This window comes from Roseibium sp., assembly GCF_048260565.1.
Taxonomy (GTDB): Bacteria; Pseudomonadota; Alphaproteobacteria; order Rhizobiales; family Stappiaceae; genus Roseibium.
Map to the genome: position 1 here is coordinate 710,157 of NZ_JBLXGP010000001.1, position 23,522 is coordinate 733,678.

Annotated in this window: 23 protein-coding genes; 10 read left to right on the forward strand and 13 right to left on the reverse strand. The window is 59.3% G+C overall.

Annotated elements, in window-relative coordinates:
• Window positions 1–73: 73 nt before the first annotated feature.
• From ACN0SO_RS03135 to ACN0SO_RS03170, 8 genes are all read left to right on the forward strand, one after another.
• Window positions 74–625 carry an HPF/RaiA family ribosome-associated protein gene (locus ACN0SO_RS03135; RefSeq protein ID WP_417674419.1) on the forward strand — a complete coding sequence of 184 codons (552 nt, stop codon included), beginning with the start codon at window positions 74–76 and terminating at the stop codon, window positions 623–625.
• A gap of 143 nt (window positions 626–768) precedes the next feature.
• Entirely contained in the window at window positions 769–3,231 is a 2,463-nt protein-coding gene (locus ACN0SO_RS03140) for a Lon protease family protein (RefSeq protein ID WP_417674421.1), read from the forward strand.
• Between the two features lie 3 nt (window positions 3,232–3,234).
• Window positions 3,235–3,993: a hypothetical protein gene (locus ACN0SO_RS03145; protein WP_417674423.1), complete on the forward strand. Its 759-nt coding sequence runs from the start codon at window positions 3,235–3,237 to the stop codon at window positions 3,991–3,993.
• Between the two features lie 184 nt (window positions 3,994–4,177).
• Window positions 4,178–4,441 (forward strand): c-type cytochrome, encoded by a 264-nt coding sequence (locus ACN0SO_RS03150; protein ID WP_417674425.1) that lies wholly within the window; start codon window positions 4,178–4,180, stop codon window positions 4,439–4,441.
• Between the two features lie 55 nt (window positions 4,442–4,496).
• Window positions 4,497–4,724, forward strand: a complete 228-nt coding sequence (locus tag ACN0SO_RS03155) for a PEP/pyruvate-binding domain-containing protein (RefSeq protein WP_417675035.1) — start codon at window positions 4,497–4,499, stop codon at window positions 4,722–4,724.
• A 352-nt stretch (window positions 4,725–5,076) separates the two neighbouring features.
• Complete coding sequence (locus ACN0SO_RS03160) at window positions 5,077–6,993, forward strand: TRAP transporter permease (RefSeq protein ID WP_417674427.1); 1,917 nt, start codon at window positions 5,077–5,079, stop codon at window positions 6,991–6,993.
• Window positions 6,994–7,031: 38 nt separating this feature from the next.
• A complete protein-coding gene (locus ACN0SO_RS03165) occupies window positions 7,032–8,006 on the forward strand; it encodes a TAXI family TRAP transporter solute-binding subunit (protein ID WP_417674429.1) in 975 nt (324 codons plus the stop codon).
• A 72-nt stretch (window positions 8,007–8,078) separates the two neighbouring features.
• Window positions 8,079–8,735, forward strand: coding sequence for a dienelactone hydrolase family protein (locus ACN0SO_RS03170; protein ID WP_417674431.1), 657 nt, complete (start codon window positions 8,079–8,081; stop codon window positions 8,733–8,735).
• Between the two features lie 130 nt (window positions 8,736–8,865).
• Here ACN0SO_RS03170 and ACN0SO_RS03175 read toward each other — a convergent pair whose 3' ends face one another.
• From ACN0SO_RS03175 to ACN0SO_RS03195, 5 genes are all read right to left on the reverse strand, one after another.
• Window positions 8,866–9,360, reverse strand: a complete 495-nt coding sequence (locus ACN0SO_RS03175) for a hypothetical protein (protein WP_417674433.1) — start codon at window positions 9,358–9,360, stop codon at window positions 8,866–8,868.
• The gene (locus ACN0SO_RS03180) at window positions 9,360–9,848 is read right to left on the reverse strand and encodes a permease (protein WP_417674435.1); all 489 of its coding nucleotides are present in this window, start codon (window positions 9,846–9,848) and stop codon (window positions 9,360–9,362) included. Before ACN0SO_RS03180 ends, ACN0SO_RS03175 begins: the two co-directional genes overlap by 1 nt.
• 280 nt (window positions 9,849–10,128) lie before the next feature.
• Window positions 10,129–11,310, reverse strand: a complete 1,182-nt coding sequence (locus ACN0SO_RS03185) for an osmoprotectant NAGGN system M42 family peptidase (protein WP_417674437.1) — start codon at window positions 11,308–11,310, stop codon at window positions 10,129–10,131.
• Entirely contained in the window at window positions 11,307–13,088 is a 1,782-nt protein-coding gene (gene ngg, locus ACN0SO_RS03190; protein WP_417674439.1) for an N-acetylglutaminylglutamine synthetase, read from the reverse strand. Before ngg ends, ACN0SO_RS03185 begins: the two co-directional genes overlap by 4 nt.
• A gap of 4 nt (window positions 13,089–13,092) precedes the next feature.
• Window positions 13,093–14,868 carry an N-acetylglutaminylglutamine amidotransferase gene (locus ACN0SO_RS03195; protein WP_417674441.1) on the reverse strand — a complete coding sequence of 592 codons (1,776 nt, stop codon included), beginning with the start codon at window positions 14,866–14,868 and terminating at the stop codon, window positions 13,093–13,095.
• An 85-nt stretch (window positions 14,869–14,953) separates the two neighbouring features.
• On the opposite strand from ACN0SO_RS03195, the gene ACN0SO_RS03200 reads away from it, so the two are divergent.
• On the forward strand, window positions 14,954–15,430 hold the full coding sequence (locus ACN0SO_RS03200) for a MarR family winged helix-turn-helix transcriptional regulator (RefSeq protein WP_417674443.1): 477 nt from the start codon (window positions 14,954–14,956) through the stop codon (window positions 15,428–15,430).
• A gap of 11 nt (window positions 15,431–15,441) precedes the next feature.
• Here ACN0SO_RS03200 and ACN0SO_RS03205 read toward each other — a convergent pair whose 3' ends face one another.
• The 7 genes from ACN0SO_RS03205 to ACN0SO_RS03235 form a co-directional block, all read right to left on the reverse strand.
• The gene (locus tag ACN0SO_RS03205) at window positions 15,442–15,996 is read right to left on the reverse strand and encodes a DUF2478 domain-containing protein (RefSeq protein ID WP_417674444.1); all 555 of its coding nucleotides are present in this window, start codon (window positions 15,994–15,996) and stop codon (window positions 15,442–15,444) included.
• 130 nt (window positions 15,997–16,126) lie between these two features.
• Complete coding sequence (gene hpaH, locus ACN0SO_RS03210; RefSeq protein WP_417674446.1) at window positions 16,127–16,933, reverse strand: 2-oxo-hept-4-ene-1,7-dioate hydratase; 807 nt, start codon at window positions 16,931–16,933, stop codon at window positions 16,127–16,129.
• Complete coding sequence (locus tag ACN0SO_RS03215; RefSeq protein ID WP_417674448.1) at window positions 16,930–17,790, reverse strand: fumarylacetoacetate hydrolase family protein; 861 nt, start codon at window positions 17,788–17,790, stop codon at window positions 16,930–16,932. The genes hpaH and ACN0SO_RS03215 overlap by 4 nt, the downstream gene beginning before the upstream one ends.
• Complete coding sequence (locus tag ACN0SO_RS03220) at window positions 17,787–19,205, reverse strand: pyridoxal phosphate-dependent decarboxylase family protein (protein WP_417674450.1); 1,419 nt, start codon at window positions 19,203–19,205, stop codon at window positions 17,787–17,789. The genes ACN0SO_RS03215 and ACN0SO_RS03220 overlap by 4 nt, the downstream gene beginning before the upstream one ends.
• 9 nt (window positions 19,206–19,214) lie before the next feature.
• The gene (hpaD, locus tag ACN0SO_RS03225; protein WP_417674452.1) at window positions 19,215–20,195 is read right to left on the reverse strand and encodes a 3,4-dihydroxyphenylacetate 2,3-dioxygenase; all 981 of its coding nucleotides are present in this window, start codon (window positions 20,193–20,195) and stop codon (window positions 19,215–19,217) included.
• A 23-nt stretch (window positions 20,196–20,218) separates the two neighbouring features.
• Entirely contained in the window at window positions 20,219–21,730 is a 1,512-nt protein-coding gene (gene hpaE / locus ACN0SO_RS03230; protein ID WP_417674454.1) for a 5-carboxymethyl-2-hydroxymuconate semialdehyde dehydrogenase, read from the reverse strand.
• A gap of 3 nt (window positions 21,731–21,733) precedes the next feature.
• Window positions 21,734–22,120: a 5-carboxymethyl-2-hydroxymuconate Delta-isomerase gene (locus ACN0SO_RS03235; protein WP_417674456.1), complete on the reverse strand. Its 387-nt coding sequence runs from the start codon at window positions 22,118–22,120 to the stop codon at window positions 21,734–21,736.
• A gap of 159 nt (window positions 22,121–22,279) precedes the next feature.
• Between ACN0SO_RS03235 and hpaR the strand changes: the two genes are divergently transcribed.
• The gene (gene hpaR, locus ACN0SO_RS03240) at window positions 22,280–22,675 is read left to right on the forward strand and encodes a homoprotocatechuate degradation operon regulator HpaR (RefSeq protein WP_417674458.1); all 396 of its coding nucleotides are present in this window, start codon (window positions 22,280–22,282) and stop codon (window positions 22,673–22,675) included.
• 22 nt (window positions 22,676–22,697) lie between these two features.
• Here the strand turns inward: hpaR and ACN0SO_RS03245 are convergent, their stop codons facing one another.
• Complete coding sequence (locus ACN0SO_RS03245; protein ID WP_417674460.1) at window positions 22,698–23,450, reverse strand: GntR family transcriptional regulator; 753 nt, start codon at window positions 23,448–23,450, stop codon at window positions 22,698–22,700.
• Window positions 23,451–23,522 lie beyond the last annotated feature (72 nt).

Below are 23,522 nucleotides of genomic sequence, written 5' to 3' on the forward strand. Positions count from 1 at the left end.
ATCGTCAAATGGCTAAAGGCTCGTGCGGCACCTATGAGACCGCGAAACAACCGGGCCGGATGGGAGTATAAAAATGGATTCACCGGCAAACATCACCTTCCGCCACATGGAACCGACACAGTCCGTGCGCGATGATATCGAAAGCCGGATCGCTGACCTTGAGAAATTCCACCATCACGTCATCAGCTGCAATGTGGTTGTGAGTGGACCTTCGCAGAAACACGAGACCGGACAGGAATTCCATGTCCAGTTGACTGTGCAGGTACCGGGTCAAAACATTATCGTTTCCGACAAGCTGGGGCGCAGCGAAGCGACACCCGATCTCAGCCTGCTCATCAACAAGGTATTCGAAGCCGTTGACCGTCAGTTGAGGGAACGCGCCCGGGTGATGGGAGGACGCGAAGTCAAGCATCACGCGGAGATCCTGCACGGAACCATCGACCGCCTGTTCGAAGGCGAAGGCTACGGCTTCATCACGGCGGAAAACGGCGACGAAGTCTATTTCGAGATGGACAACCTCACCAACGGCGACTGGAAGAAGCTTCGCGTCGACATGAAGGTAAAATTCCGTGAAGGCATCGGCGACAAGGGGCCTTATGCGATGAATGTGTCCATTTCGTCCTGAAGCCGGTGGCTCTGCTGAGACTTGGTCTAAGCCGGGACGCCGCCGATAATCGGCATCGGTGAATTTTTCTGCGGTTCCCGGGAATGGCTTGGGAACCGCAGTCAGTTTGACCCACAAAAAGTTCGTATCAACAGGGGACCGCCTTGGCTTCCAAATCATCGAAATTCGACCAGCAGGCCAATCCGGTCAGCAAGCCGATAAAAGCTCTTTCTCCCGAGCAGCTTCTGCGGCGCGCTGATCTGTCTGCGCTGGATTTCAAGACCACTCGGGATCTGACACCGCTCAAGGGCCTGATGGGACAACGCCGGGCGATCGAGGCGATCGACGTGGCAACCGGCATCGAAAATGTCGGTTTCAACCTGTTCGTCCTCGGGGCTTCGGAACGCCTTGCCCGGGAAGCGGTTACCGTGACCTTGAAAGGATCCGCACAGAGCCGGTCAACGCCGCCGGACTGGATCTATGTCAACAATTTCAAGGAACAGCACAAGCCGATGGCGATCGCGTTTCCCGCAGGCCGCGGAGCCCGGTTCGCGGAGGCCATGGATGGCCTGGTTGATGATCTGATGGCAGCGCTGCCGGTCGTCTTCCAGAGCGACGAGTACCAGGCTCAAAGAAGCGCCGTCGACGAAAAGTACCAGAAGCTCCAGGGAGAAGCCTTTGCTGAGCTGCAGAAAAAAGCCGGTGAAAAGCAGATCGCACTCCTGCGCACCCCGATGGGGTTCGCACTGGTGCCCTCACGGGACGGCAAGGTCGTGCCGCCCGAGGAGTTTAACAATCTGGACGAGGAAGAGCGGAACAAGATCCAGGCGATTATCCGGGAACTGGAAGCGGAACTCGAACACATCATTCGCCAGATTCCGCGCTGGGAAAAGCAGCGTCGCGAAGAAACCAAGCACCTGAGCAGCGAAACGACACAGGCGGCAGTCGATCCGGAGATCGACGAAATCCTGGCGGACTATTCGGACCTGCCGCGGGTCGTGGAATATCTGGAAGCCGTCCGGGAGGATCTCGTCAAGAACGTTGCGATCTTCATCCTGAGGGATGAGGAAGCAGCGCAAGGCGGCGAGCAATCCTATCTGACCGGTAATGCCTTCGACCGGTACAAGGTGAACTTGCTGGTGAGCCGGGCAGATCACGAAGAAGGAGCGCCGGTCGTCGAGGAATTGCATCCGACCTTGAGCAATCTGACCGGACGGATCGAACACATTGCAGCCCAGGGGGTCCTCGCGACCAACTTCAGGCTCATCAAGGCAGGCGCGTTTCATCGTGCCAATGGCGGTTATCTGCTCCTGGACGCGCGCGGGCTCCTGACCGAGGCCTTCAGCTGGACTGCCCTCAAACGGGCGCTCAAAAGCCGGACGATCAAGATCGAAGACATTAATCAGCTGATCGGCCTCACCAGCACCATTTCGCTGGAACCTGAACCGATCCCGCTCGATCTGAAGGTGGTGCTCTTCGGCGATCGATATACCTACTACCTGCTGTCGCTATTCGATCCGGAATTGCAAGAGCATTTCAAGGTCCTCGCCGACTTCGAAGACAGCATGGAGCGCACTCCGGAGAGCGAAGCGCTGATGGCGCGCGCAGTTGCCTCCATCATTGAACGGGAACAACTTCAGCCCATGGATCGCGCCGGTGTCGAGCTTGTCGTGGAAAACTCCGCCCGGCTCGTCGAGCATTCCGGCAAACTGGGCCTGTCTCCGGACCAGGTCCGCGACCTGCTCGTGGAAGCCAATCACTACGCGAAGGCGGCGAACCGGGCGGTTGTCACGAGGGAAGACGTCCAAAAGGCGCTGGATCAGCGGATCGACCGGGCTTCGCGGGTGCGCGAGCTGCTTCAGGAACAGGTTCTGAAAAAGGTCGCGCTGATCGATACCGAAGGAAGCCGGGTCGGACAGATCAACGGCCTCAGCGTCATGAAAATTGCAGGCGAGTCCTTCGGCCATCCGACCCGGATTACCTGCCGGGTCCGGCCTGGCGCCGGCAAGGTGGTCGACATCGAGCGCGAAGTCGAGATGGGTGGTCCGATCCATTCCAAAGGCGTCTTGATCCTGTCCGGTTTCTTGGCCGGCCGGTTCGCGCTCAATGCCCCGATGTCGGTCCAGGCAAGCCTCGTCTTCGAGCAGTCTTACGGAGGTGTTGAAGGCGACAGCGCCTCGTCCGCCGAGCTCTATGCATTATTGTCGGCGCTGGCCGATGTGCCGATCCGCCAGGATCTCGCCGTGACCGGTTCGGTCAACCAACATGGCGACGTTCAGGCCATCGGGGGCGCCAACGAAAAAATCGAAGGCTTTTTCGACATTTGCAAAGCGCGCGGGCTCACCGGAACGCAGGCCGTGTTGATCCCGGCCTCCAACGTCCAGCACCTGATGTTGCGCGCGGATGTGATCGCGGCCTGTAACGAGGGGAAATTCGCCATCTATCCCGTTGCAACCATCGATGAAGGGATGGAACTGGTCACCGGCAAGCCGGTGGGTAAACGGGAGGACGACGGGCAATTCACCGAAGGGTCTGTCTATCGGATGATCGAAGACCGACTTGGAGCCTTTACCCAGGTCAGAAAAAGCCTCGCCGAAGACGGCAAGGGAGATAAGCCGGGGAACTGAGCCATGATCACTTATTCGCGTCTCGTTTTCGGATTTCATCAGGCCGCGTTCCGCACGGCTATCGTTCGTCAGACCGTCGATGCCGCCGGCCTTTTGGATCTTGAATTGCTCGGCATCTTTATTCGCGATCCGGAGCTTGTGGGGGCGGCACGATTGGCCGGTTTGCGCGAGTACAGGCTTCTTGGCAACCGCGTCGAGGCGATGGACATCGGTTCACTTGCGGAATCCATAGAGGCTGCGGCCAGACGCGCGCAGGAACTTGTTGCGGCCGAAGCGGCTATGAGGAAGGTACGAAGTCGCTTCGAAGTCCAGACATCGGCCGTCAGCGAAGCCATCCGAACTTCTTCGAAGGCATCCGATATCGTGGTTCTCTCCCAGCCGGATAGCCCTTTGGAACGGTCGAGTGAGCCTTATCGCCAGTATCTGCAGGCGGTCAGCCAGTCAAAATCCGCCGTGCTGTTGCTTCCCCGCCGCTCAAGGCCCGGAGGCGGTCGAATTCTGGTTCTGGCAAGAACTCCCGAGGACAAGGCGATTGATTTTGCCCGCCGGATTGCAGAACGTGTTCACGGTCAGGCGACTGTCGAGGATCTGCGGTACCCGAAACACGAAAGAATATCGGCTCAAAAGCCTGCGGAGCGGGACCGGCTTGTCATCGCGACCCGAGAACCGGGAAATGGCAATCTTTTCTCCCGATGGCTGGACCTGATCGGTGAACGACAGGCCCCGGTGCTGTTGTTGCCGAGCGAGCCCGGCTCGGATTGACTGTCCTGCGAGCCGACAGAGGTCCACGGGCACTTCGACGCCGATCTCAGGCGAAGCCGCGGCAGGGAATGCACAACACAGGGAATTGTCGCCAACTATGCGATCCTACGCCTCATACAAAGCCGCTGTCCTGATGGTCTTGTCTTGTGTTTCGTTGGCTCCGCCGGTGCTCGCCGGCGGGAGTGTGGAACGGGGAGAAGCCGTAATCGAGCAATGGTGCCGTACCTGTCATCAGCGGGCGTCCGACAAAACCGATCCGGATATGGCGCCTCCCTATGAGCAGATCGTTCTGCGTCCCGAACGCACGCGGGCCTATTTCGTGCAATTCCTGAAAGAAGATCATTTTCCAATGACCACCTACCGCCTTTTCGACAGCGAAAGGGAAGATGTGGTGGCCTATCTGATGGGCCTTCAGAAAGCGGAACGGAAGAAGAGGGGCGGAAATTGAGCGGCCAAATAAAACGGTCGTCCGTTTCAGGGAGTGTGGACGCAAGGATGTTGGCCTGGCCGGGGGCAAGAATGCGCCCCTCGGCGATACGGTCAATACGCTCGATCCGGAAGGCATCCGGGTACCTGACGGTTTCGCCACCACGCCAACACCTTACTGGCAGTTTCTTGAGACTAACGACCTGAAGCCTGAAATCGAACGGGCTTTGGAAGACCTCAACGAGGAAAGCGCCACGCTCGCCGAAACGGGCAGTCGCAATCGGAAAGCATTTCTGCGTGCGTAATGGCTAGACAATCCGTATTGCTGAGTTTGCCTTGGCTCGACTGCGTGGCGGGGATCGTAATCCGCGGAAATGAACTGACAAGCCCGAAACATGACGGAGGTGCAGTTGTAACGGAGGGCTTCTTCGCGCACGCGGATGGATTGTCTTTTGTTTATAACAAATAGGAATTTCTTATGTGCATTTGGCAAGTTGCCGGTGTTAGATGCCCTGAGGGAAACGTATTGCGTCATAAAAAATACTGGGAGGGTAGCGGCATGGCCGTTAGGGACGCCGCATTGATATACAATGCGCAAATGTCTGCACCTGGCGAAAAACAAATAGACAAAACCGGCTGCTATGATGAGGCCGGGCAATGACCGAAGTGTCGAATACCAGGTCTTACACGGATTGGCTGATTGCCTTTTTTGCCACGCTCATGTGTGTCGCGTGCATTCTGTGGAATATCGAAGCGCCGACCCGTCTGGGATTTGCGATCCTGAAGCAGCAATACATGGCGTTCCAGTTGGGCCTCGCCCTGACGATCGCTTATTTGCGTTACAACTGGCGGGGCGAAGCCAAGGCGGGCATCGGCTGGCTGGACGGTGCAATCGCGCTCATCGCCTTCTCCGTGCTGATGTACGCGGCTTATGATTTCAGCTGGCTCCTGAAGGAACAGGCATACCGTCCGTGGCAGATCACGGTTATTGGCGCAGTGGTGACGCTAACGGTTATGGAAGGTGTTCGGCGCCGGGCTGGGTGGATGCTGTTCGCGATTGTCGGCGTGTTTCTGATCTATGCGCTGTTTGCCGACAAGGTTCCCGGCGATTTGATCGGCAAGGCTCTCACTCCGGTCCGTCTCGTCCAGTATGTCGGCTTCGATCCGAGTGCGGTGTTTTCCACGCCCCTGGCCGTCGGCACGATCATCGTTCTCTTGTTTGTCTTCTTCGGTCAATTGCTCTTCGCCGCCGGAGGCGGGACGTTTTTCACCGACCTGGCCATGGCCGCCACAGGCCGCACGCGCGGCGGCAGTGCCAAGATCTCGGTGGTGGGATCGGCCCTGTTCGGATCGATTTCCGGCAGCGCAGTTTCCAATGTGGTGACCACAGGCGTCGTCACGATCCCTTTGATGAAACGGGGCGGATATACGGGCAGGGATGCCGGCGCCATTGAGGCCGTCGCCTCTACCGGCGGTCAGCTGACCCCGCCGATCATGGGCGCCGCCGCCTTTCTGATGGCCGAGTTCCTCGACATTTCCTATATGACGGTTGCCGCCGCGGCGCTGGTTCCGGCCATCCTTTATTACGTCAGCGTTTTCATCCAGGTGGATCTCATTGCCGGGCGCGATAATATCAGCCAGAGCGACGACGAGCCCCTGTCGGTCAAGGAGGTGCTGCGCGAAGGTTGGCACTTTGCCTTGCCCTTCGGCGTCCTGCTCGCTGCCTTGTTCTGGTGGCGGTACGATCCGGAAGATTCCGCCCTTCTGGCCTCTATCGCCATCGTCTTGGTCGGTTTCTTACGCGGATATCGCGGCGAACGGCTGACCCTCAAGACTTTGGGCAACGTCTTTACCGAAACCGGGACGTCCATGGTCGATCTGATCCTGGTCGTGGCTTCCGCCGGCTTCGTCATCGGAATCCTGAACATCACCGGCCTCGGATTCGCGCTGACGCTTCTCCTGGTCAATTCGATCGGGACGAATGTTGTCCTGCTGTTGCTGGTGTCTGCGTTCATCTGCACCATTCTGGGCATGGGCATGCCCACGTCCGGTGTCTATGTGCTGCTTGCCGCTCTGGTTGCGCCTTCGCTGGTGCAGGCCGGTATTGAACCGATCGCCGCACACATGTTCATTCTGTACTTCGGCATGATGTCCATGATCACCCCGCCGGTCGCCCTGGCGGCCTTTGCCGCCGCGACGATCACCAAGGAAGGGCCGCTCATGACCGGATTGACCGCAATGCGGATCGGGTGGGCGGCCTATATCATCCCGTTCGTTTTCGTTGCGACACCAGCGCTTTTGATGAACGGTACATGGGGTGAAATAATCCTGGCAACGGTACTGGCCGGTATTGGTGTGTCTGCGATCTGTGCGGCTATGGTCGGTTTCATAAGTTCGAAACTCGGTATCCCGGTCCGCCTGTTACTCGGCGTGCTGGGCGCTTTGGCGCTGCCGTTCGGCTTCTTTACCGAAACCCATTACTTCCACGTACCCGCAGCGGTCTGCGCCGTGATCCTGACGGCCGTGCTTCTGTTCTCTGACAGACGGAAGGATCGGAAAGCGGCCGCAGCCTGAACAAGAACATTATGGATTTCAACCCAAGGGAGGAATAGATGAAAACAAGTATGAAGATGATCGGGGCCGGACTGCTGGTGTCTGCCCTGTCAGTGGCGAGCGCCTATGCGCAGGTGGTGACGATCGCCACAGGTGCGCAAGGCTCTCTTGCCTATAACTCCGGGCAGGCGGTCGCAAAGGTCGCCAATGACGCCGGCATCGTCGCCCGCACCCAGCCGCTTGTCGGCTATCTGCCGCTGATTAACTCCGGTGAAGTCGATTTCGGATTTTCAAACGGTGTCGAAGCCGAATACGCTTTCTCCGGAACCGGCAACTACGACCGCAAGAACCCCAATATGCGTCTGGTCGGGGTCATGTTTCCGCTCACCACCGGATTGATGGCACCCTGCGACCTCGGCCTGAAGACCATCGCCGATGTCAAGGCGAAGGCAGCCGAATTGCGGATCGCATCGGAATATACGTCATCGACGATCATTCCGTTCTACATTGCCGGAGGTCTCGCCAACGCCGGCCTGACCTATGACGATTTCAAGAAGGTTCCGGTAGCCAGCTTCGTGGCCGGCATCAATGCGCTCGGTGACGGACTGGTCGATCTCGCGCTTGTCAGCCTGAATTCCGGTGCCGGTCAGCAGGCGGCGGTAAAGCTGAAGTCCAGAGGCGGCCTTTGCTATGTCTCGCAGGACGACTCCGAAGCCGGTGTCGCCGCGTTCAAGAAATATCTTCCGGCCGGGGACATTGTGTCCTTGAAGCAGAACGAGAAGATCAACGGTCTTCAGGACAGCGGTGCCAACATCATGCGTATCCCGTGGATGATGCTCACCAATGCCGACGTCAGTGACGACCTCGTCTATAAAATCACCAAGGCGGTTGCCGAAAACAAGAAGGCCCTGAAGGCGTCGTTCGGTGCGTTTGCACGTGCGGATCGCGATGCCATGGCTCCGGTCAACATGGTTCCCTATCACCCGGGCGCCATTCGCTATTACGAGGAAGCCGGCATCAAGGTCGGTAAATGACACTTCCCGGCGCCGCACGGATGTGCGGCGCCATCCATTAAAGCGGACTCTCGCAAACTGGAGCGACGTGAAATGATGAGGCAACTGACAGCGGCAGATGGACATACGTTCGATTGCTGGTTTGAAGCGGCGCAGGGAACACGCCGGGGCGGTCTCGTCATTCTCCAGGAAATATTCGGGGTGACAGATCAGTTGAAAGGCGTTGCCGCGCGCTACGCGAAACTCGGCTACGAAGTTGCCATTCCCGCCCTGTTCGACCGAAAGGAAAAAGGCGCCGTAATCCCCTTCGATCAGGCAACCCGCGGCCGGGACCTGATGCTTGCCATCGATACGGACGATTGCATCGCGGATGCGGCGGCGGCAGTCGATGCGTTAAAGGAAAACGGCGGAAAGGTTGCCGTCATGGGCTTCTGCTGGGGCGGTGGCCTTGCGGTCCGCGCTGCTCAAAAGCTCGATATTGCCGGTGGGATTTCCTTTTACGGCACACGCTTGAAGCAGTTCCTGGATTGCCCGTTGAAAGCGCCGATGCAGGGCCACTTCGGGACCACGGACGATCACACGCCGCCAGACCTTCTGGAAGAAGTGAAGGCCTATCTGCCGGATTTCGAAATGTACATGTACGAAGCCGGCCATGCCTTCGCGAACGACGCCCGGTCTTCGTACGTGGAGGAGGCAGCCGATCTCACACACCAGAGGACCGGAGCGTTCCTGGCAAAGGTCCTGGGCTGAGAGAGACTTGCCGGTCCACCTCTCGAGGATTGGTCGGTGGCCTTCGAGACGGATTGAAACGGAAATGCGGGCAGGAGACGCTGTCGAAGCCTTCTCCGGTATGTGCTCGGAGCGTTTTGATTCTTCAGAATTATCCTGCGACGAGCCAGGTCAGATGACCGATGATGATCGGCACCGGTGCCGATAAAAGGATCCGCGCTCCGGTAAAGCGTGCGCGCATGACCGGCAGTTCCCAGATCAGCGTTCTGTAGAGGGAAAACAGCATCCAGGAAACCACGAAGGCCATGAGTTGGGGAACACCCGCTCCGGCTTTCAGTGCAGCGGCACCAATGGCAAAGGCGACGACCGGACCGCCGGGAACACCGGCGCCGACGGCCGAAGCAATCACGATGCCGAGGCTGCCGGAACCGGAGCCGAGCAGGGAGTTGACCGTCTCTCTTGGCAGGAGCTCTGCAATAAAGCCGGATCCGAAAATCCCAACGCAAATTCTCGGCGCGATATGCAGGCTCTCACGCGCAGCATCCTTGAACCCGGCGGAAAAAGTACCGTCATTCTTGCGGTAGGCGAGCGTCCCCATGGTGACAGTTGCGGTCCACAAGAACAATGTGAAGAGCACAAGGGCCATCAGGTTATCCTGTCAGAAATCAGCGCTTTACCGCGATAGAGATACTGGGCCGCAAAGCCGAGCAGGTACGGGACCGGGAGACACAAAAGAAGACGCCAACCAACGATTTGATTGTCGATGAAGGCCATCTCCCAAACGATGGTCCGGTTGGCGCTGAGCAGAAGCCAGCTGGTCAGGAAGGCGACGATGACGGACAAGGCTGCGCCTCCTTGTGAAAAGGCGATTGCCAGGGGGAAGGCCGTCATTGGCCCGCCGGGCAGGATGACGCCGGCGAAGACCGCAAGTGACATGCCCCTGATGCCGGATTTATGCCCGAAATGGCGGGCGACAACTTCCTTTGGCAAAAGACGTCGCAACCATGCGGCGAGGAGCACGGCGGCCAGAACCTTGGGCGCGATGTCGAGGGCCAAAACGCTGTCCTTGGCGAGGATATCAAGAACGTGTTGTGCTCCGTGCCGGTAATAAACAATACCGACGGCGGCAAACATGATTGCGGAAACGGCGAGAAATCCGGCATCGAACAGGCGCCGTTTCCTCGGATGTTGAGGGGTTCGGGCAGAGCCGATGTCCGAAATGAGCTGCCCGGCTGACGGTTCGAAGTTATCGGGTTCTTCCTGCTTCAAGTTTTCCTCCGGCACGCCTGCTCGATGAAGTCATATCGGACCCCATTGGCAGGTGGAACGTAAAAGCACGTCCGCTAAACGATAGCGAAGACAATCGGGGGCAGGGGCGCCGGCCCGGGAGCGGGGCCGGCGAGAGGAAAGCCGCTTATTCCGCCGGCCCGTGTTGGGGTTCGGACTGCGGTTTGCTGGTGTCTGGAGTGAGGACCTGTTCCGCATCTTCCGTCGGCTGGGACGTGAAGCCCTCCAGGTCCGAAAAGTCGCTGGCATCCCGGGTGATCTTCACCGTGCTGACGGCATAGACCGTCGCCAGTTCGGCAAGTGAGCGCAGTGCATGCATGTGGATGCGCTCATAGCCATGGCTGGCATCGATACCGAAGGTGATCAGCGCAGTTCGCACATCCGCACCGGCTTCCACAGCGGAAGCCGCGTCGGAGCGATAATACCGGAATACGTCCTTCTGATATTTGATCGCGTTGTCCTGACACAATTGGGCGATCTTGCGGGTAAGATGATAGTCGAAGGGACCGGTCTGATCTCCCATGGCAATGGTGACGCCGAACTCTTCGGAATTTTGTCCGGGCGCGGATGTGCCGTTGTCGATTGCAACCAGAGAGGCAACCTCCAGCGGCAGGATCGACGTTGCGCCGTGGCCGGTCTCTTCCGCAATCGTGAAGAGCCAGTAGATATCGACGGTCGGCGTTACACCGGAGTCGATGAAGGCCTTCATGGCCGCCAGCATGACCGCGACACCGGCCTTGTTATCCAGATGACGCGATACGATGAAGCCGTTGTCCAGAAATTCCGACTGGGGATCGATCGCGACGATATCTCCGACATCGACGCCCAGCTTATGCAGGTCGTCTTTCGTGCGCGCATAGGCATCGACGCGCAATTCGACGTATTCCCAGCCGATCGGCAATTCGTCGACGCCGGTATTGAACGTGTGTCCCGACGCCTTGAGCGGCAGGATGGTGCCGGTATAAGCGCCGCTGTCGGTGAAGATCGTGGTGCGTGCGCCTTCCGCGAAACGGGCGGACCAGCTGCCGATCGGAACCACCTCGAGGCGGCCGTTGTCTTTCAGGGCCTTTACCTGCGCGCCCAGCGTGTCGAGGTGGGAAACGAATGCCCGTGCCGGCTTTTCGTCCTTTCCTTTCAGGTGCGCGCGGATGGCGCCGCGCCGGGTCAGTTCATAGAAAACGCCCAGCCGGTCCAGCTCCTTGCAGACATGCCGTACGATTTCATCGGTGTATCCTGTCGGGCTCGGGATCTTCAGGAGTCCTTCCAGGATCTCGCTCAGATAAGGAACATCGATCGATAGCAGCGTCATAAGTTATTCCGGTTCATTGCATTCCGCACGGATTGCGGCATGGACAGGGGAAAAAGGAAGTCGACGAAACGCTCCGCGGTCGGCTGCGGTTCGTGGTTGGCAAGGCCGGGACGCTCATTGGCTTCAATAAACCAGTAGTCCGGTTCGCGATGGGAGGGCACCATCAGATCGATGCCGGTCACAGGTATTTCGATGGCCCGGGCGGCACGGATCGCCGCATCGATCAGCGTATAATTGGTCTCGCCGGTTACGTCATGGATCGTACCGCCGGTGTGGAGGTTTGCCGTCTTGCGGACCTGGACAGACTTGCCCTCCGGCAGAACGCTTTCCAGATCGTAGCCGGCGCCCTTGAGACAGCGCATCGTTTCCTCGTCGATTGGGATACGGGATTCGCCGCCGGTCGCCGCCGCCCGCCGCCGCGATTGGGCTTCGATCAGGTCTTTGACCGTGTTCCTGCCGTCGCCCATGATTTCGGCGGGTCTGCGTATGGCGGCCGCGACCACCTTATAGTCGATCACGACCAGCCGAAGGTCGTCTCCCTCCACGCATTCTTCGATCAGGACGTCATTGGAGAATGTCCGGGCGGCTTCGATCGCCGCCTGTACCTCATCAAGTTCGGTCAGGCCGATGGAAATGCCTTTTCCCTGTTCGCCTCTGGCCGGTTTGACAACCACCGAACCATGCGTTTCGAGAAACGCCTCGGTTTCTCCGGCATCTCCCGCAAGTATTTGTCTCGGAATGTTCAATCCGGCTCTGGCGACGACCCTCTGGGTGACCGACTTGTCGTCGCAGATGGACATCGCGACGCCACTTGTAAAATCGGTCAGGGATTCCCGGCAGCGGATAGAGCGACCGCCGTAGGACAGGCGGAAGAAGCCTCCATCGGCATCCAGAATTTCCGATCGGATCCCGCGTCGTCTGGCCTCGTTCAGGATGATGGTCGCGTAAGGATTGAGCTTCTCCTCAACCGTCGGACCGGCATAGAGGGCTTCGTTGATCGGGTTCTTCATCTTCACGGTGAAGAACGGGACCCGCTTGAAACCCAGCTTTTCATAAAGGGCGATGGCCTGGGTGTTGTCATGCATCACAGACAGGTCCATGTACGGGATGCCCCGGCCCTTGAATTGCTCGGCCAGCCGTCGGACCAGCGCTTCGCCGATGCCCGGGAACCTGGCCTTGGGCGAGACGGCCAGACACCAGAGAGAGGAGCCTTTGTCCGCGCCATTGGTCGCCACATCGTGGTTGATGCCCATGGCGGTGCCGACGATCTCGCCGGTTTCGTCTTCTTCGGCCACAAGGACGGTCATTTCCCGCTGGTCCATCTGGTTCCAGAAGAAATCAAGCGAAACCGGGACCATGTTCCGGCTGCCGTAAAGCACGTTGATGGCTTCGGCATCCCGGCGCGACGCTAGCCTGCGAACCGTAAAGCCCTTGCGCCGGTTGCGAGCGGGCCGATAGGTCGCAAGATCCAGCCGGTAGGTGTGCGACGGATCGAGGAACAGTTCCTGCGGCGCCGACCCGACAAGCACATGCGGGTCTCGGACGTAGAACGCAATATCGCGCCGGTCGGGCTGCTCGTTACGCAACACCGAAATCAGGTCTTCGGGGTCGGAAAAGGTATTGCCGAAAATCAGCCGGCCCCAGCCGCAATCCGCAACCCGGTTTTTGTGCGCCTCGATATCGTCCGCCCGGTATTCCGGCTTCATGCCGTGATCGCGCAAGCGTTTCAGGCGGTGGTCATAGGCGCCCTTTGGCCGTGACACCTCATGTTCTGCCATTCGATCAGACCTCCTGAGCCTGTAACCACATTTCCAGAAGGGCGGCCTGCCAGAGTTCGGAACCGCGCAGCTTGGTGATGTATTTGGTCGGATCCTTGAAGAGCTTGTCCAGATAAGCCTCCTGGAAAAGACCGCGGCTTCGGGCGGATTCATTGGTCAGGGTATCACGAACCATATCCAGATAACTGCCCTGAATGTACTTCAGGGCCGGGACCGGGAAGTAACCCTTCGGTCGGTCGATCACATCGGAAGGAACCACCAGCCGCGCCGCTTCCTTCAACACGCCCTTGCCGCCCTGGGCCAGCTTATGTTCCGCCGGAATGCGTCCGGCCAGTTCCACCAGTTCGTGGTCGAGGAACGGCACGCGTGCCTCCAGCCCCCAGGCCATGGAATGATTGTCGACCCGTTTAACCGGATCGTCCACCAGCATGACGTTGGTGTCGAGACGGAGCGCCTTGTCGACCGGATCGTCCGCGCCCGGCTTGGCAAAGTGCTGTTCGACGAAGGCCAGGCTTTCGTCGCGGTCGCATTGATACTCCGGCGAGATCGCCTCGTTCATCGCCTCGTTGGAGCGGTCGAAGAAGGCGTCCCGATAAGCGGCGGATGGCGTATTTGCGCCCGCCATTTTCGGATACCAGTGATAACCGGCAAAGACTTCGTCCGCGCCCTGGCCGGACTGGACGACCTTGATGTACTTGGAGACCTCACGGGATAGCAGATAGAAGCCGATATTGTCGTAGGACACCATCGGCTCCGACATCGCCTTGATCGCACCCGGCAGATTGCCCTGCAGCTCCGAGGACGGAATGAAAATTTTCTTGTGATCGGTGCCGTAACGCTCGGCGATCAGATCGGAATAGACGAACTCGTCCCCCTTTTCGCCGTTGGCCTCCTCGAAGCCGATTGAAAAGGTCGCCAGATCCTTCTGGCCTTCTTCGGCCAGCAGACCGACGATCAGGCTGGAATCGACGCCGCCTGACAGGAGAACGCCGACCGGCACGTCGGCCACCATCCGCCGGCGTACAGCGGTGCGCAGACCGTCCAGTACCATGTCGCGCCATTCTTCCGCCGAGCGGTTCAGGTCTTCCGGCGTCTTTTCGAAACGCGGTTCCCAATAGGTGACGTCCTTGAAGGCGCCGTTCTTGTCGATCGTGCGCACCGTGGCGGCGGGAAGTTTGCGCACGCCCTTCAGGATGGTGTGCGGCGCCGGGACGACCGCGTGCCAGCTCATGTAGTGATTGAGTGCGATCCGGTCGATCGACGTGTCGATGTCGCCGCCGGCGAGAAGGGCAGGGAGCGAGGACGCGAAGGCCAGGCGCCCGCTTGCTTCCGAGTAATACAACGGCTTGATGCCGAAGCGGTCACGGGCAAGGTGCAGCCGGCCGCTGTCATGCTCGTGGATCGCGACAGCGAACATGCCGTGGAACCGCGAAAAGCAGTCGGCACCCCATTCCGCCCAGGCCTTCAGGATGACTTCCGTGTCGCTCGTCGACACGAACGAATGGCCCTTCGCCTGCAGTTCCGAACGCAGGTCCTGATAATTGTAAATACAGCCGTTGAAAACGAGCGACAGTCCGAGGGACATGTCGGTCATGGGCTGGGCGCCCTTGTCGGACAGGTCGATAATTTTCAGACGGCGATGACCGAAGGCGACGCGGCCGCGCATGGAAACACCCATGGCGTCGGGGCCGCGGGCGGCCATGGCCCGCGCCATTCTGTCGACACGGGCCGTATTCGCCAGGTCGTCTCCAAACACCACTTCACCGCAAATGCCACACATTGAATCGCTTTTTCCTTGTCAGTTAGCTGTTGACGCAATAGATAGAGATCAAATCATTAGAGGTCAAATCATCAGAGCTATAAATATGGAAAATGCGGAAACGGCCAAGGTCTTCAAGGCGATCAGGCGCATCGTCAGGGCAATCGATTTGCGCTCGCGGGAGGTTTCGCGAGCCGTCGGGTTGACCATTCCGCAAATTGTGGTTCTTCAGGCTATCCGGGATCTGGGCCAGGTCACGACCAAGGCTCTGTCGGCACAAGCCGACCTCTCGTCAGCAACCGTGGTCACGATCCTCGACAAGCTGGAGGAAAAGGGGCTGATTACGCGCTATCGCTCCGATACGGACCGGCGTATCGTCCATACGCGCCTGACGGCGACCGGTCACAAGACCCTGGAAGAGGTGCCGAGCCTGCTTCACGTGGATTTTCAGGAAAAGTTTGCAAGCTGTTCGCCGGAAAAACAAAAGCAACTCGTAGAGGCGATAGAAGAAATCGCTGAAATGCTGAACGCGCACAAGCTGGATGTGGCGCCGATCCTGACAACCGAAGAACTGGGTTTATAAGGCGTCCAGGCTCAGGCGGGGCTCTTCACCGGCTCGCAGACGGCATCACACCAGGACAGGACTGTGTCCCGATCCAGCGGAAGCAGTTCACCCATGCCGCCGTGAAAGTCTTCCCAAGCGGAGACATAGTCCTCGCGCACCGCAAGCAGCACCGGGATTTCGGCACAGACGGCCTGTTCCAGAACTTGACGCAAACCGTAGCCCTCCGATTCCGCCCGGCCGAAACGATTGACGATCAGAATATCGGCGCCGGCCTCCAGATCGGCAGACAGCCGGCCGGCAACATCCGTAATCGCATGGGGATCGAGCCTGCAGCCCTGGGCATGCTGCCCGCGGTCCTGCAGCACCGGCATCTGCCAGCTGCCCCTAAGGCTCGACAGACAGACGTTTTTCTCCGCCCGGCCTTCCGGTATGACAGCCTGTTGCAGGACGCCGGCAAGGTTGAGTCCGCGCACTGCAAGCGTCCGGCTGACATCCTCCAGGAGGCTGTTGACCGGTTCTTTGGACTTGAAGACGATCCCCGCAAGAGGGAGCCGGGACTGATCGGAACCTTGTGGAAGAGACACGAACCGCTTTTCCGTTTTGACTGGTGTCCCGGGGATCGGGAAATGTCGTCTTTAGCAGGTTCCGGCCTTATTTCACAACTCCATTGACTATGCCGGCGCCGCAGTTCGGAATGCTGTAATCCCTATAGGCCTATTCGAACGAACAGGTGACCTTCCCGAAAGCACCGAAATCGGCCTCGATGTTCGACCCCGGAGGGCACTCCAGCGGGCGGATAAAGGAACCGGAGAGGATGATCTGGCCGGCTTTGATCTGCTGGCCGTATTGCGCCATGCGCCGGGCGAGCCAGACCATGCTTTCCACTGGATCGTTGAGCACGCCGGCACCCAGCCCGGTTTCCTCGACCTCTCCGTTGTTGGTGACGATGGCCCCGACCCAGCGCAGGTCGACCGCGTCCACGGCATGCCGCTCCCCGCCCAGGACAAGCCCCGCATTGGCGGCATTGTCGGCGATGGTATCGAAGATCTTACGGGCTGCCCCGGTTACCGGATCCTTGCGCAGGATGCGCGTGTCCAGGATTTCGATGCTCGGCGCAACATGGTCGGTCGCCGCTAGAACGTCCGCGCGGGTCACATTTTGCGTCGGGACATCGGCCTTCATGACAAAGGCGATTTCGGCTTCTATGCGCGGCTGAATGAAGCGGCCCTTCGGCACGGTCGCGCCGTTTTCGAACAGCATGTCGTCAAACAGGATCCCGCTGTCGGGAATATCGATGTTGAGCGCCTGCTGCATCGCCTTTGAGGTGAGACCGATCTTCCAGCCGATCACCTTCCGCCCGGCCGCGGTCTTGTGCGCGGTCAGGGCGTCCTGGACGGCGTAGGCATCGTCCATGGTCATATCCGGATGGCGCAGCGACAACAGGCCGATCTGCTTGCCGGATTTTTCCGCCTCGAAAAGATCGTGGGCGGCCGATGTCACATCTTCCTTTGAGAGCGTCATGCCTCGTCCTCAACGCCATTGCGCAACAGGCCAATGCCTTCGGCCTCGATCTCCACCACATCTCCGGGCTTCAGAAAGATCGGCGGATCGAAGCGCGCGCCGGCCCCGGTCGGCGTTCCGGTGACGATGATGTCGCCGGGGACGAGCGTGGTGAAGGTGGAGATGTATTCGATCTGGCGCGGGATCGGGAACAGCATCCGGCTGGTCCGGTCGTCCTGGCGCAGCTCGCCGTTGACCCTGGTGGTGATCCGAACGTCCTCAAGCTGGTCCTTCGTCCTGAAGGGAACAAGCCAGGGCCCCATGGCTCCCGACCGGTCGAAATTCTTTCCTTGGGTCACGTTGAATTTTGCATGGCGTACCCAGTCCCTGAGCGTGCCCTCGTTGCAGAGCGTGACGGCGGCGATATGGTCATAGGCGTCTGCCTGCGATATATGCCGGCCGCCCTTGCCGATAACGATGGCGATCTCGCCTTCATAGTCCAGCTTGTCGGAGGCCTTCGGCCGGATCAGCGGTCTGTCGTGACCGGTGAACGAGCCCGGAAAGCGGACGAAGAGCGACATGTTCGGCGGGGCTTCCTGGCCGTCTTTGTATTCCGCGTTTCGGTCAGGGAAGTTGACGCCGACGCAGATGATCTTTTCCGGTGCCGGCACAGGGATTTCGTAGAAGAAACTGCCGTTTAAATGAGTGACGGCTTTGCCTTCCACTGCCTTTTCCAGCTCTGAAAGCGCGGCGGCGGAAATCACGTCCCGTAATGTCGGCCACTGCGGAAAATCGGGCGACAGGGCGATCATGCCGGCATCGGTCACGGCGCCGTAAAAGGTGTCTCCGTTGGCGGTATAAGTCGCGAATTTGCTCATTGTGTCTCCAGGGAGCGGGCGATTTCTGTGATGACGTCGAAGGCGGTCGCGACATCGGCCTCGGTGCAGTCGAACTGGCCGACCTGAAAGCGGATCGCTTTCCGGCCCTCGAAAATGGTTTGCGTCAGGTAGATCCGGCCATCGTCGTTAATGGCATCGACCAGGCGCTGATTGAGGCTGTCGAGATCGGTGGCGCCTTGCGGCGTGTAGCGGAAGGAAAACAGCGAAAGCACCGGTTCGGTGACGATTTCGAAATCCGGCTCCTTGCGCAGCCTTTCGGCGAGGGCTTTCGACCAGGCGACATGGTTGCGGATCCGCTGGCGCAGGTCGTCCAGTCCGTAGCTACGGATCAGGAACCAGAGTTTCAGCGCCCGGAAGCGCCGTCCGAGCGGCACGGACCATTCGGAATAATTGATCATCCCGTCATGGCCGTGGGTTTTGAGATACTCGGGCCGGATCGCCAGCGTACGCACCAGGTCGTCCGGGTTCTTCAGGAAATGAGCCGAACAGTCGAACTGCGCGCCGAGCCACTTGTGCGGATTGAAGACCATGGAATCCACGCCTTCCACGCCTTGCCAAAGCTTACGGTATTCCGGAACGATCATGGCCGCACCCGCCCACGCAGCATCGAGATGGGTGTAAAGTCCGAATTCCCTGGCCACCGCGACGATGGCTGCAACATCATCCGACCCGCCGACACTGGTGCCGCCGGTGCTCAGGATGATGCCTGCCGGCTTGTATCCGGCCTTCAGATCCGCGTTGATGGCGGCCCGCAAGGCGTCCGGTTTCATCCCGCGGTGCGCGCCCTCGACCGGGATCCGGATGAGGTTGTCCTGGCCGATGCCGGATACCCACATCGCCCGGTCGACGGAAGTATGCACTTCGCCGGAGGCATAGATGCGCAGGCGGGGCTGCTCGAACAGGCCTTGCCGGTTGCCCTCCCAGCCGAGTGCCTTCTCGCGCATGGTCAGGACGGCCGCCAGTGTCGCCGATGAAGCGCTGTCCTGGATTACGCCGGCAAAGGTATCGGGAAGTCCGACGGCCTGGCGCAGCCAGTCAAGCATGCGGGTTTCCATCTCCGTGGCCGCCGGCGAGGTCTGCCAGAGCATGCATTGGGCCGCCATGGTGGAGACGATATATTCCGCCAATACGGAAGGCGGAGCGGCATTCGCCGGAAAATAGGCAAAGAAGCGCGGATGTTGCCAATGGGTCATGCCAGGCAGCACCAGGTTTTCGAAGTCCGCGAAAATCGCGTCCATCGGTTCACCCGTCTCCGGTGGCGATTGCGGCAGGCGGGCTAGCAGCTCCCCCGGTTTCACCTGTGCCCGAACCGGACGGTCGCGCAGGCCTTTATGATAGGCCGCGCCCCAGTCCGCGATCCGGCGTCCCCAGCGGGCGAAATCCTCCCAGTTCATGGTGTCTCCTCAGGGCGCGATGATCGGTTGGGCTGCCAGTGTGGGTTCCTGGACTTCGGCGCCAACGAAAAGAGACCCTTCCTCGAACCAGCTTCTGGGTGCGGGGGCACCCCAAAGGGTCTGGCGCTGCGGGTCCTTCAGATCCCATTTGATCGGCTCCAGGTCCGGATCGACGGTCTGGTAATCGGAACAGTAGATCTCGATGCGGTGCCCGTCCGGGTCTCGAATATAGAGGAAGAAAGCATTGGAAATGCCATGCCGTCCAGGGCCGCGCTCGATGTTGTCGACCCATCCGGTCGTGGACATCAGGTCCAGGAGGTCGATGATATTGAGTGGGGTCGGCACCCAGAAGGCGGTGTGATGCAGGCGCGGGCCCCTGCCATTGGTGAAGGCGATGTCGTGGACGCCGCCCTTGCGGTGGGTCCAGGCGGCCCACAGGCGTCCGCTGACCTCGTCCTCGGTATATTCGGTCACGCGGAAGCCGATCTCGTTGTAGAAGGCGACCGAGGCGTCCACATCCGGCGAGAAGCAGTTGAAATGGTCGATGCGCAGCGGTTTGACGCCCCTGTAGAGCGCATATTTCTGATGGATCGGCTCGAGCCGGTCCATGCGCGCGTAAAACTCCAGCGGCGTGCCGAAATTGTCGCGGGTGCGGAAGGTGCGCGACTGGTAAGGCCGCTCGACCCATTCTACCGGCAAATCCTTCGACTTGAAGAAATGCGCGGCCTTTTCCAGGTCTTCCTCGTCGAAGACCTTGAAGCCGAGTTCACAGGCGCGCGCTTCCGGCGCCTGTCTCAGGACAATGCAATGGTGGCCGCGTTCTTCCATGGCGCGCAGATAGATCGCATCATCGGTCTGGTCGGTGATCTGAAGTCCGAGCGTGTCGACATAAAAAGCCTTGCTCTTGGCCAGATCCGTCACGCCGAACTCCACATGGCTCAGGCGAACGATATTGAACGGCGGATAGAGGTTAGGAGCCGGTATCGGCATTGGTGTCTTCCCTTTTAAGTCTGTTATGCGCCGAGCCGAGGAATGGCGTGCTGGCCGGTCGCAAAACCGATGTGTTTTTGTTCCATGTAGAACTCGAACGACCAGTCGCCGCCGTCGCGGCCGATGCCGCTGGCCTTGACACCGCCGAAGGGTGTCGGCAGGTGCCGGACATTTTCCGAGTTCACCCAGATCATGCCGGCTTCCAGCTTTTCGGTGAAGCGCAGGGCGCGGCTCAGGTTGTTGGTCCAGACGTAGCCGGTCAGGCCGTACTGGACGGCATTGGCGATTTCCAACGCCTCCTCTTCGGTCTTGAAACGGATCGAGGTCAACACCGGCCCGAAGATTTCCTCCTGGGCGATGCGCATGTCGTTGCTGGCGCCGGTGAACAGGGTCGGGCGCACGAACCAGCCGGTATCGCCCGCACGTTCACCACCGGCGGCAACGATCGCGCCACCCTCGCGAGCGATGTCGAAATAGCTGGTGACCTTGTCGAAATGGGTCTTGTGGATCAGCGGGCCCAGTTCGGTTTGCGGGTCGAGCGGATGACCGATCCGGATCTTGTTGACCCGTTCGACGAGCTTTGCCTCGAATTCATCGGCGATCGTGTCCTGCACCAGCAGTCGGGAAGACGAGGTACAGCGTTCGCCGTTGAGCGAATAGATCATGAAGATCGCCGCATCGAGCGCTCGGTCGAGATCGGCATCGTCAAAGACGATGACCGGGTTCTTGCCGCCGAGCTCGAAATGGACCCGTTTGAGTGTGTCGGCGCCCTGTTTCATGATCATGGAGCCGGTCTTGCTTTCGCCGACGAACGCGATGGCTTTGATGTCCGGATGTTCGGTCAGTGCCTTGCCGGCGTCTTCGCCGTATCCGTTCACCAGGTTCCACACGCCGGCGGGAAGTCCGGCCTCTTCGGCGATTTCCATCAGAATGCGTGCGGTGACCGGTGAGAATTCCGCCGGCTTGTGAACCACCGTGCAGCCTGCGGCGAGCGCCGGGGCGATCTTCCAGGTCGACAGCATGAATGGCGTGTTCCAGGGCGTGATCACGCCAACCGGTCCGATCGGCAACCGCGTGGTGACGTTCAAAAGGGTCGGGGAGGGAAGGGCCTGGCCGTCACGGGCACCCGGTGCCCGGTCGGCGAAGAAGCGGAAGTTTTCCGCGCCGCGGATGGCGGCCTTCGACATGAAGCGCAGCGCCTGTCCGGTATCCCAGCACTCGCAAAAGGCGATTTCCTCGGCCCGCTCCACGATCCTGTCGGCAATTTTGTGCAGGATCTTCTTGCGCTCGGTCGCCGGCATATCGCGCCAGGCGGGGAAGGCATCCTTTGCCGCCTTGGCGGCGGCGTCGATATCGTCCGCACCACCTTTGGCGACCTGGCAGATCAGGCTGTCGTCGACGGGTGAACGGGTTTCGAACGTTGCGCCGCTTTTGGCGGGAACGGCCTTGCCGCCGATCTGGTTGAGGACACCGCCGTCCTGAAACCGTTTGAGATAGCCGGCCAGTTTTTCGATATTCTGGTTGAGGTCGGACATGCGTCAGGAATCCTTCAGGTACTTGCGGATGGTTCCGGTCTTGGGGGAAAGCTCCGGATCGATGTCGCGCATTTCGAACGAGATGGCGAGCGACCGGCTTTCGAGAATGGGGGAGAGATAGGACGTGATAGCGGCGAACATTTCTTCCGTTGAGGCTTTCTTGACGGCGTCGGAGCGTCCGCCTCTCAGTCGCAGCGAAATGTCGAGAAAGGCATGGTCCGGATTGCCGTCGGCGATGGCGTAGTAATCCGCCTTGAAGGCCCGGACCCGGATGCCGGGTGTCGGAAACGCGTCGATGCCTGCAGCCGTTTTGCGCAGATGTTCGCAAAAGGCTGCCATGTCGAGCCCATCTTCCAGATTGGCTGAATATTCGATGATGATATGGGGCACATCATCCTCCCGATTTGTTATTACTTAATATGTTAAATAATATCCGGACGCCTGTCAATCAATGGGTATGAATTTTTGAAATTAGCCGATATTTTTGGGAATATGGACGGAGAATCAGACAACCCCAGCGACCGCAAGTTGCCATCGACGGCGCGATCCTTGCCGATCGCGTTGATCCGGGCGCGTGAAAAAGTCATGGGCCCGATCAGGGAAATGCTGTCCAATTCCGGTTTGACTGAACAGCAATGGCGTATTCTGCGGGTTCTGGAGGAATTGGGCCCGCTCGATTCCACCAAGCTGTCAGAAAATGCCAGCCTGCTTCTGCCAAGCCAGACGCGGATTGTGCAGACACTGGTCGAGAAGGGGCTGGTGACACGCCAGGCAGACCCGTCCGATCGCCGGCGCCAGACGGTCGCCATAACTCCGGCCGGCCAAAAGATCATTCTCGACAATCTGGACGAGGCGAAGCGTCTCGCAATCCATATCGAGACGGTGATCGGCAAGGAAAAGGTGGACCAGCTGCTGGACATCCTGGAGGAGTTCGACCGGCTTTAGGCCGCACGCAGTCTGCGCAGTCCTATTTTGAAAACAGCATGGAATAATTGACTGTCGCGTAGGAATGCTCACGCATCATGGCTTCCGCGCGTGCCGGGTCTCTTTTTGTGATGGCATCGAAAACGATCAGGTGCTGGCCGTGGCCGATGGTCAGGCGCTGGAATTCCATGTCGAAGTTTTCCGAATTGAAAACCAGCGTGCCGGGTTTTAGGAGAGGCAGGTTTTCCAGCCGGGTCAGCGTGAAGGGGACAAAAGTGTTGTCACAGGCGTTCAGGATCGTTTCGTGAAAGAGCGTGTTGGCTTCCTGGTACATGTCGACGCCGCAGTCGTCATGGGCGCCGATCAGGCGGACCGCTTCACCGGTCATTTGCAATGATCTGCGAAGCTTGATTTCCACATCCTGAGCAAGGCCGCTCATGGCGAGCCGTCGGGCAGCGAGACCCTCCAGGACACCGCGGACTTCGTAGGCTTTGGAGAGATCGTCAAAGTCCAGGTCGCAAACCGTATAGCCCCGGCCGTCGCGCTTCTGGATCAATCCCTCTACTTCAAGCGTCTTGAGCGCCAGGCGGATGGGGGTGCGTGAAATCTTCAACAGGGATGACAGACCGACCTCGGTGATTTTTGCACCGGAGGGAATGCTGCCATCCATGATCAGCCTGCGGAGCGCCGTCAGCACCCGTTTGTCGGATGTTGTCTGGTTTCCTTTGGACTTCGCAGTCCCTTCGAAGGACTCGATCGCCTCCAGGACCGGCTCACTATCCGCATAACTTTTCATTAGAGAAGTATAATTTTTGGATACATACCCTGTCAATATGGATCCAAATAAGCAGCAAGATGATGCATTCAA

What these genes read in the sequence shown, in the direction of transcription:
- ngg (WP_417674439.1), bottom strand. Translation starts at nt 13,088, where the DNA reads ATGGCAGAACATGAGGTGTCACGGCCAAAGGGCGCCTATGACCACCGC.
- ACN0SO_RS03215 (WP_417674448.1), bottom strand. Translation starts at nt 17,790, where the DNA reads ATGAGCAAATTCGCGACTTATACCGCCAACGGAGACACCTTTTACGGC.
- ACN0SO_RS03165 (WP_417674429.1), top strand. Translation starts at nt 7,032, where the DNA reads ATGAAAACAAGTATGAAGATGATCGGGGCCGGACTGCTGGTGTCTGCC.
- ACN0SO_RS03200 (WP_417674443.1), top strand. Translation starts at nt 14,954, where the DNA reads ATGGAAAATGCGGAAACGGCCAAGGTCTTCAAGGCGATCAGGCGCATC.
- ACN0SO_RS03180 (WP_417674435.1), bottom strand. Translation starts at nt 9,848, where the DNA reads ATGTTTGCCGCCGTCGGTATTGTTTATTACCGGCACGGAGCACAACAC.
- ACN0SO_RS03160 (WP_417674427.1), top strand. Translation starts at nt 5,077, where the DNA reads ATGACCGAAGTGTCGAATACCAGGTCTTACACGGATTGGCTGATTGCC.
- ACN0SO_RS03135 (WP_417674419.1), top strand. Translation starts at nt 74, where the DNA reads ATGGATTCACCGGCAAACATCACCTTCCGCCACATGGAACCGACACAG.
- hpaE (WP_417674454.1), bottom strand. Translation starts at nt 21,730, where the DNA reads ATGTCCGACCTCAACCAGAATATCGAAAAACTGGCCGGCTATCTCAAA.
- hpaH (WP_417674446.1), bottom strand. Translation starts at nt 16,933, where the DNA reads ATGACGCTCTCAAAGGAAGATGTGACATCGGCCGCCCACGATCTTTTC.
- ACN0SO_RS03220 (WP_417674450.1), bottom strand. Translation starts at nt 19,205, where the DNA reads ATGAACTGGGAGGATTTCGCCCGCTGGGGACGCCGGATCGCGGACTGG.
- ACN0SO_RS03185 (WP_417674437.1), bottom strand. Translation starts at nt 11,310, where the DNA reads ATGACGCTGCTATCGATCGATGTTCCTTATCTGAGCGAGATCCTGGAA.
- hpaD (WP_417674452.1), bottom strand. Translation starts at nt 20,195, where the DNA reads ATGCCGATACCGGCTCCTAACCTCTATCCGCCGTTCAATATCGTTCGC.
- ACN0SO_RS03145 (WP_417674423.1), top strand. Translation starts at nt 3,235, where the DNA reads ATGATCACTTATTCGCGTCTCGTTTTCGGATTTCATCAGGCCGCGTTC.
- ACN0SO_RS03170 (WP_417674431.1), top strand. Translation starts at nt 8,079, where the DNA reads ATGATGAGGCAACTGACAGCGGCAGATGGACATACGTTCGATTGCTGG.
- ACN0SO_RS03245 (WP_417674460.1), bottom strand. Translation starts at nt 23,450, where the DNA reads ATGAAAAGTTATGCGGATAGTGAGCCGGTCCTGGAGGCGATCGAGTCC.
- ACN0SO_RS03195 (WP_417674441.1), bottom strand. Translation starts at nt 14,868, where the DNA reads ATGTGTGGCATTTGCGGTGAAGTGGTGTTTGGAGACGACCTGGCGAAT.
- ACN0SO_RS03175 (WP_417674433.1), bottom strand. Translation starts at nt 9,360, where the DNA reads ATGGCCCTTGTGCTCTTCACATTGTTCTTGTGGACCGCAACTGTCACC.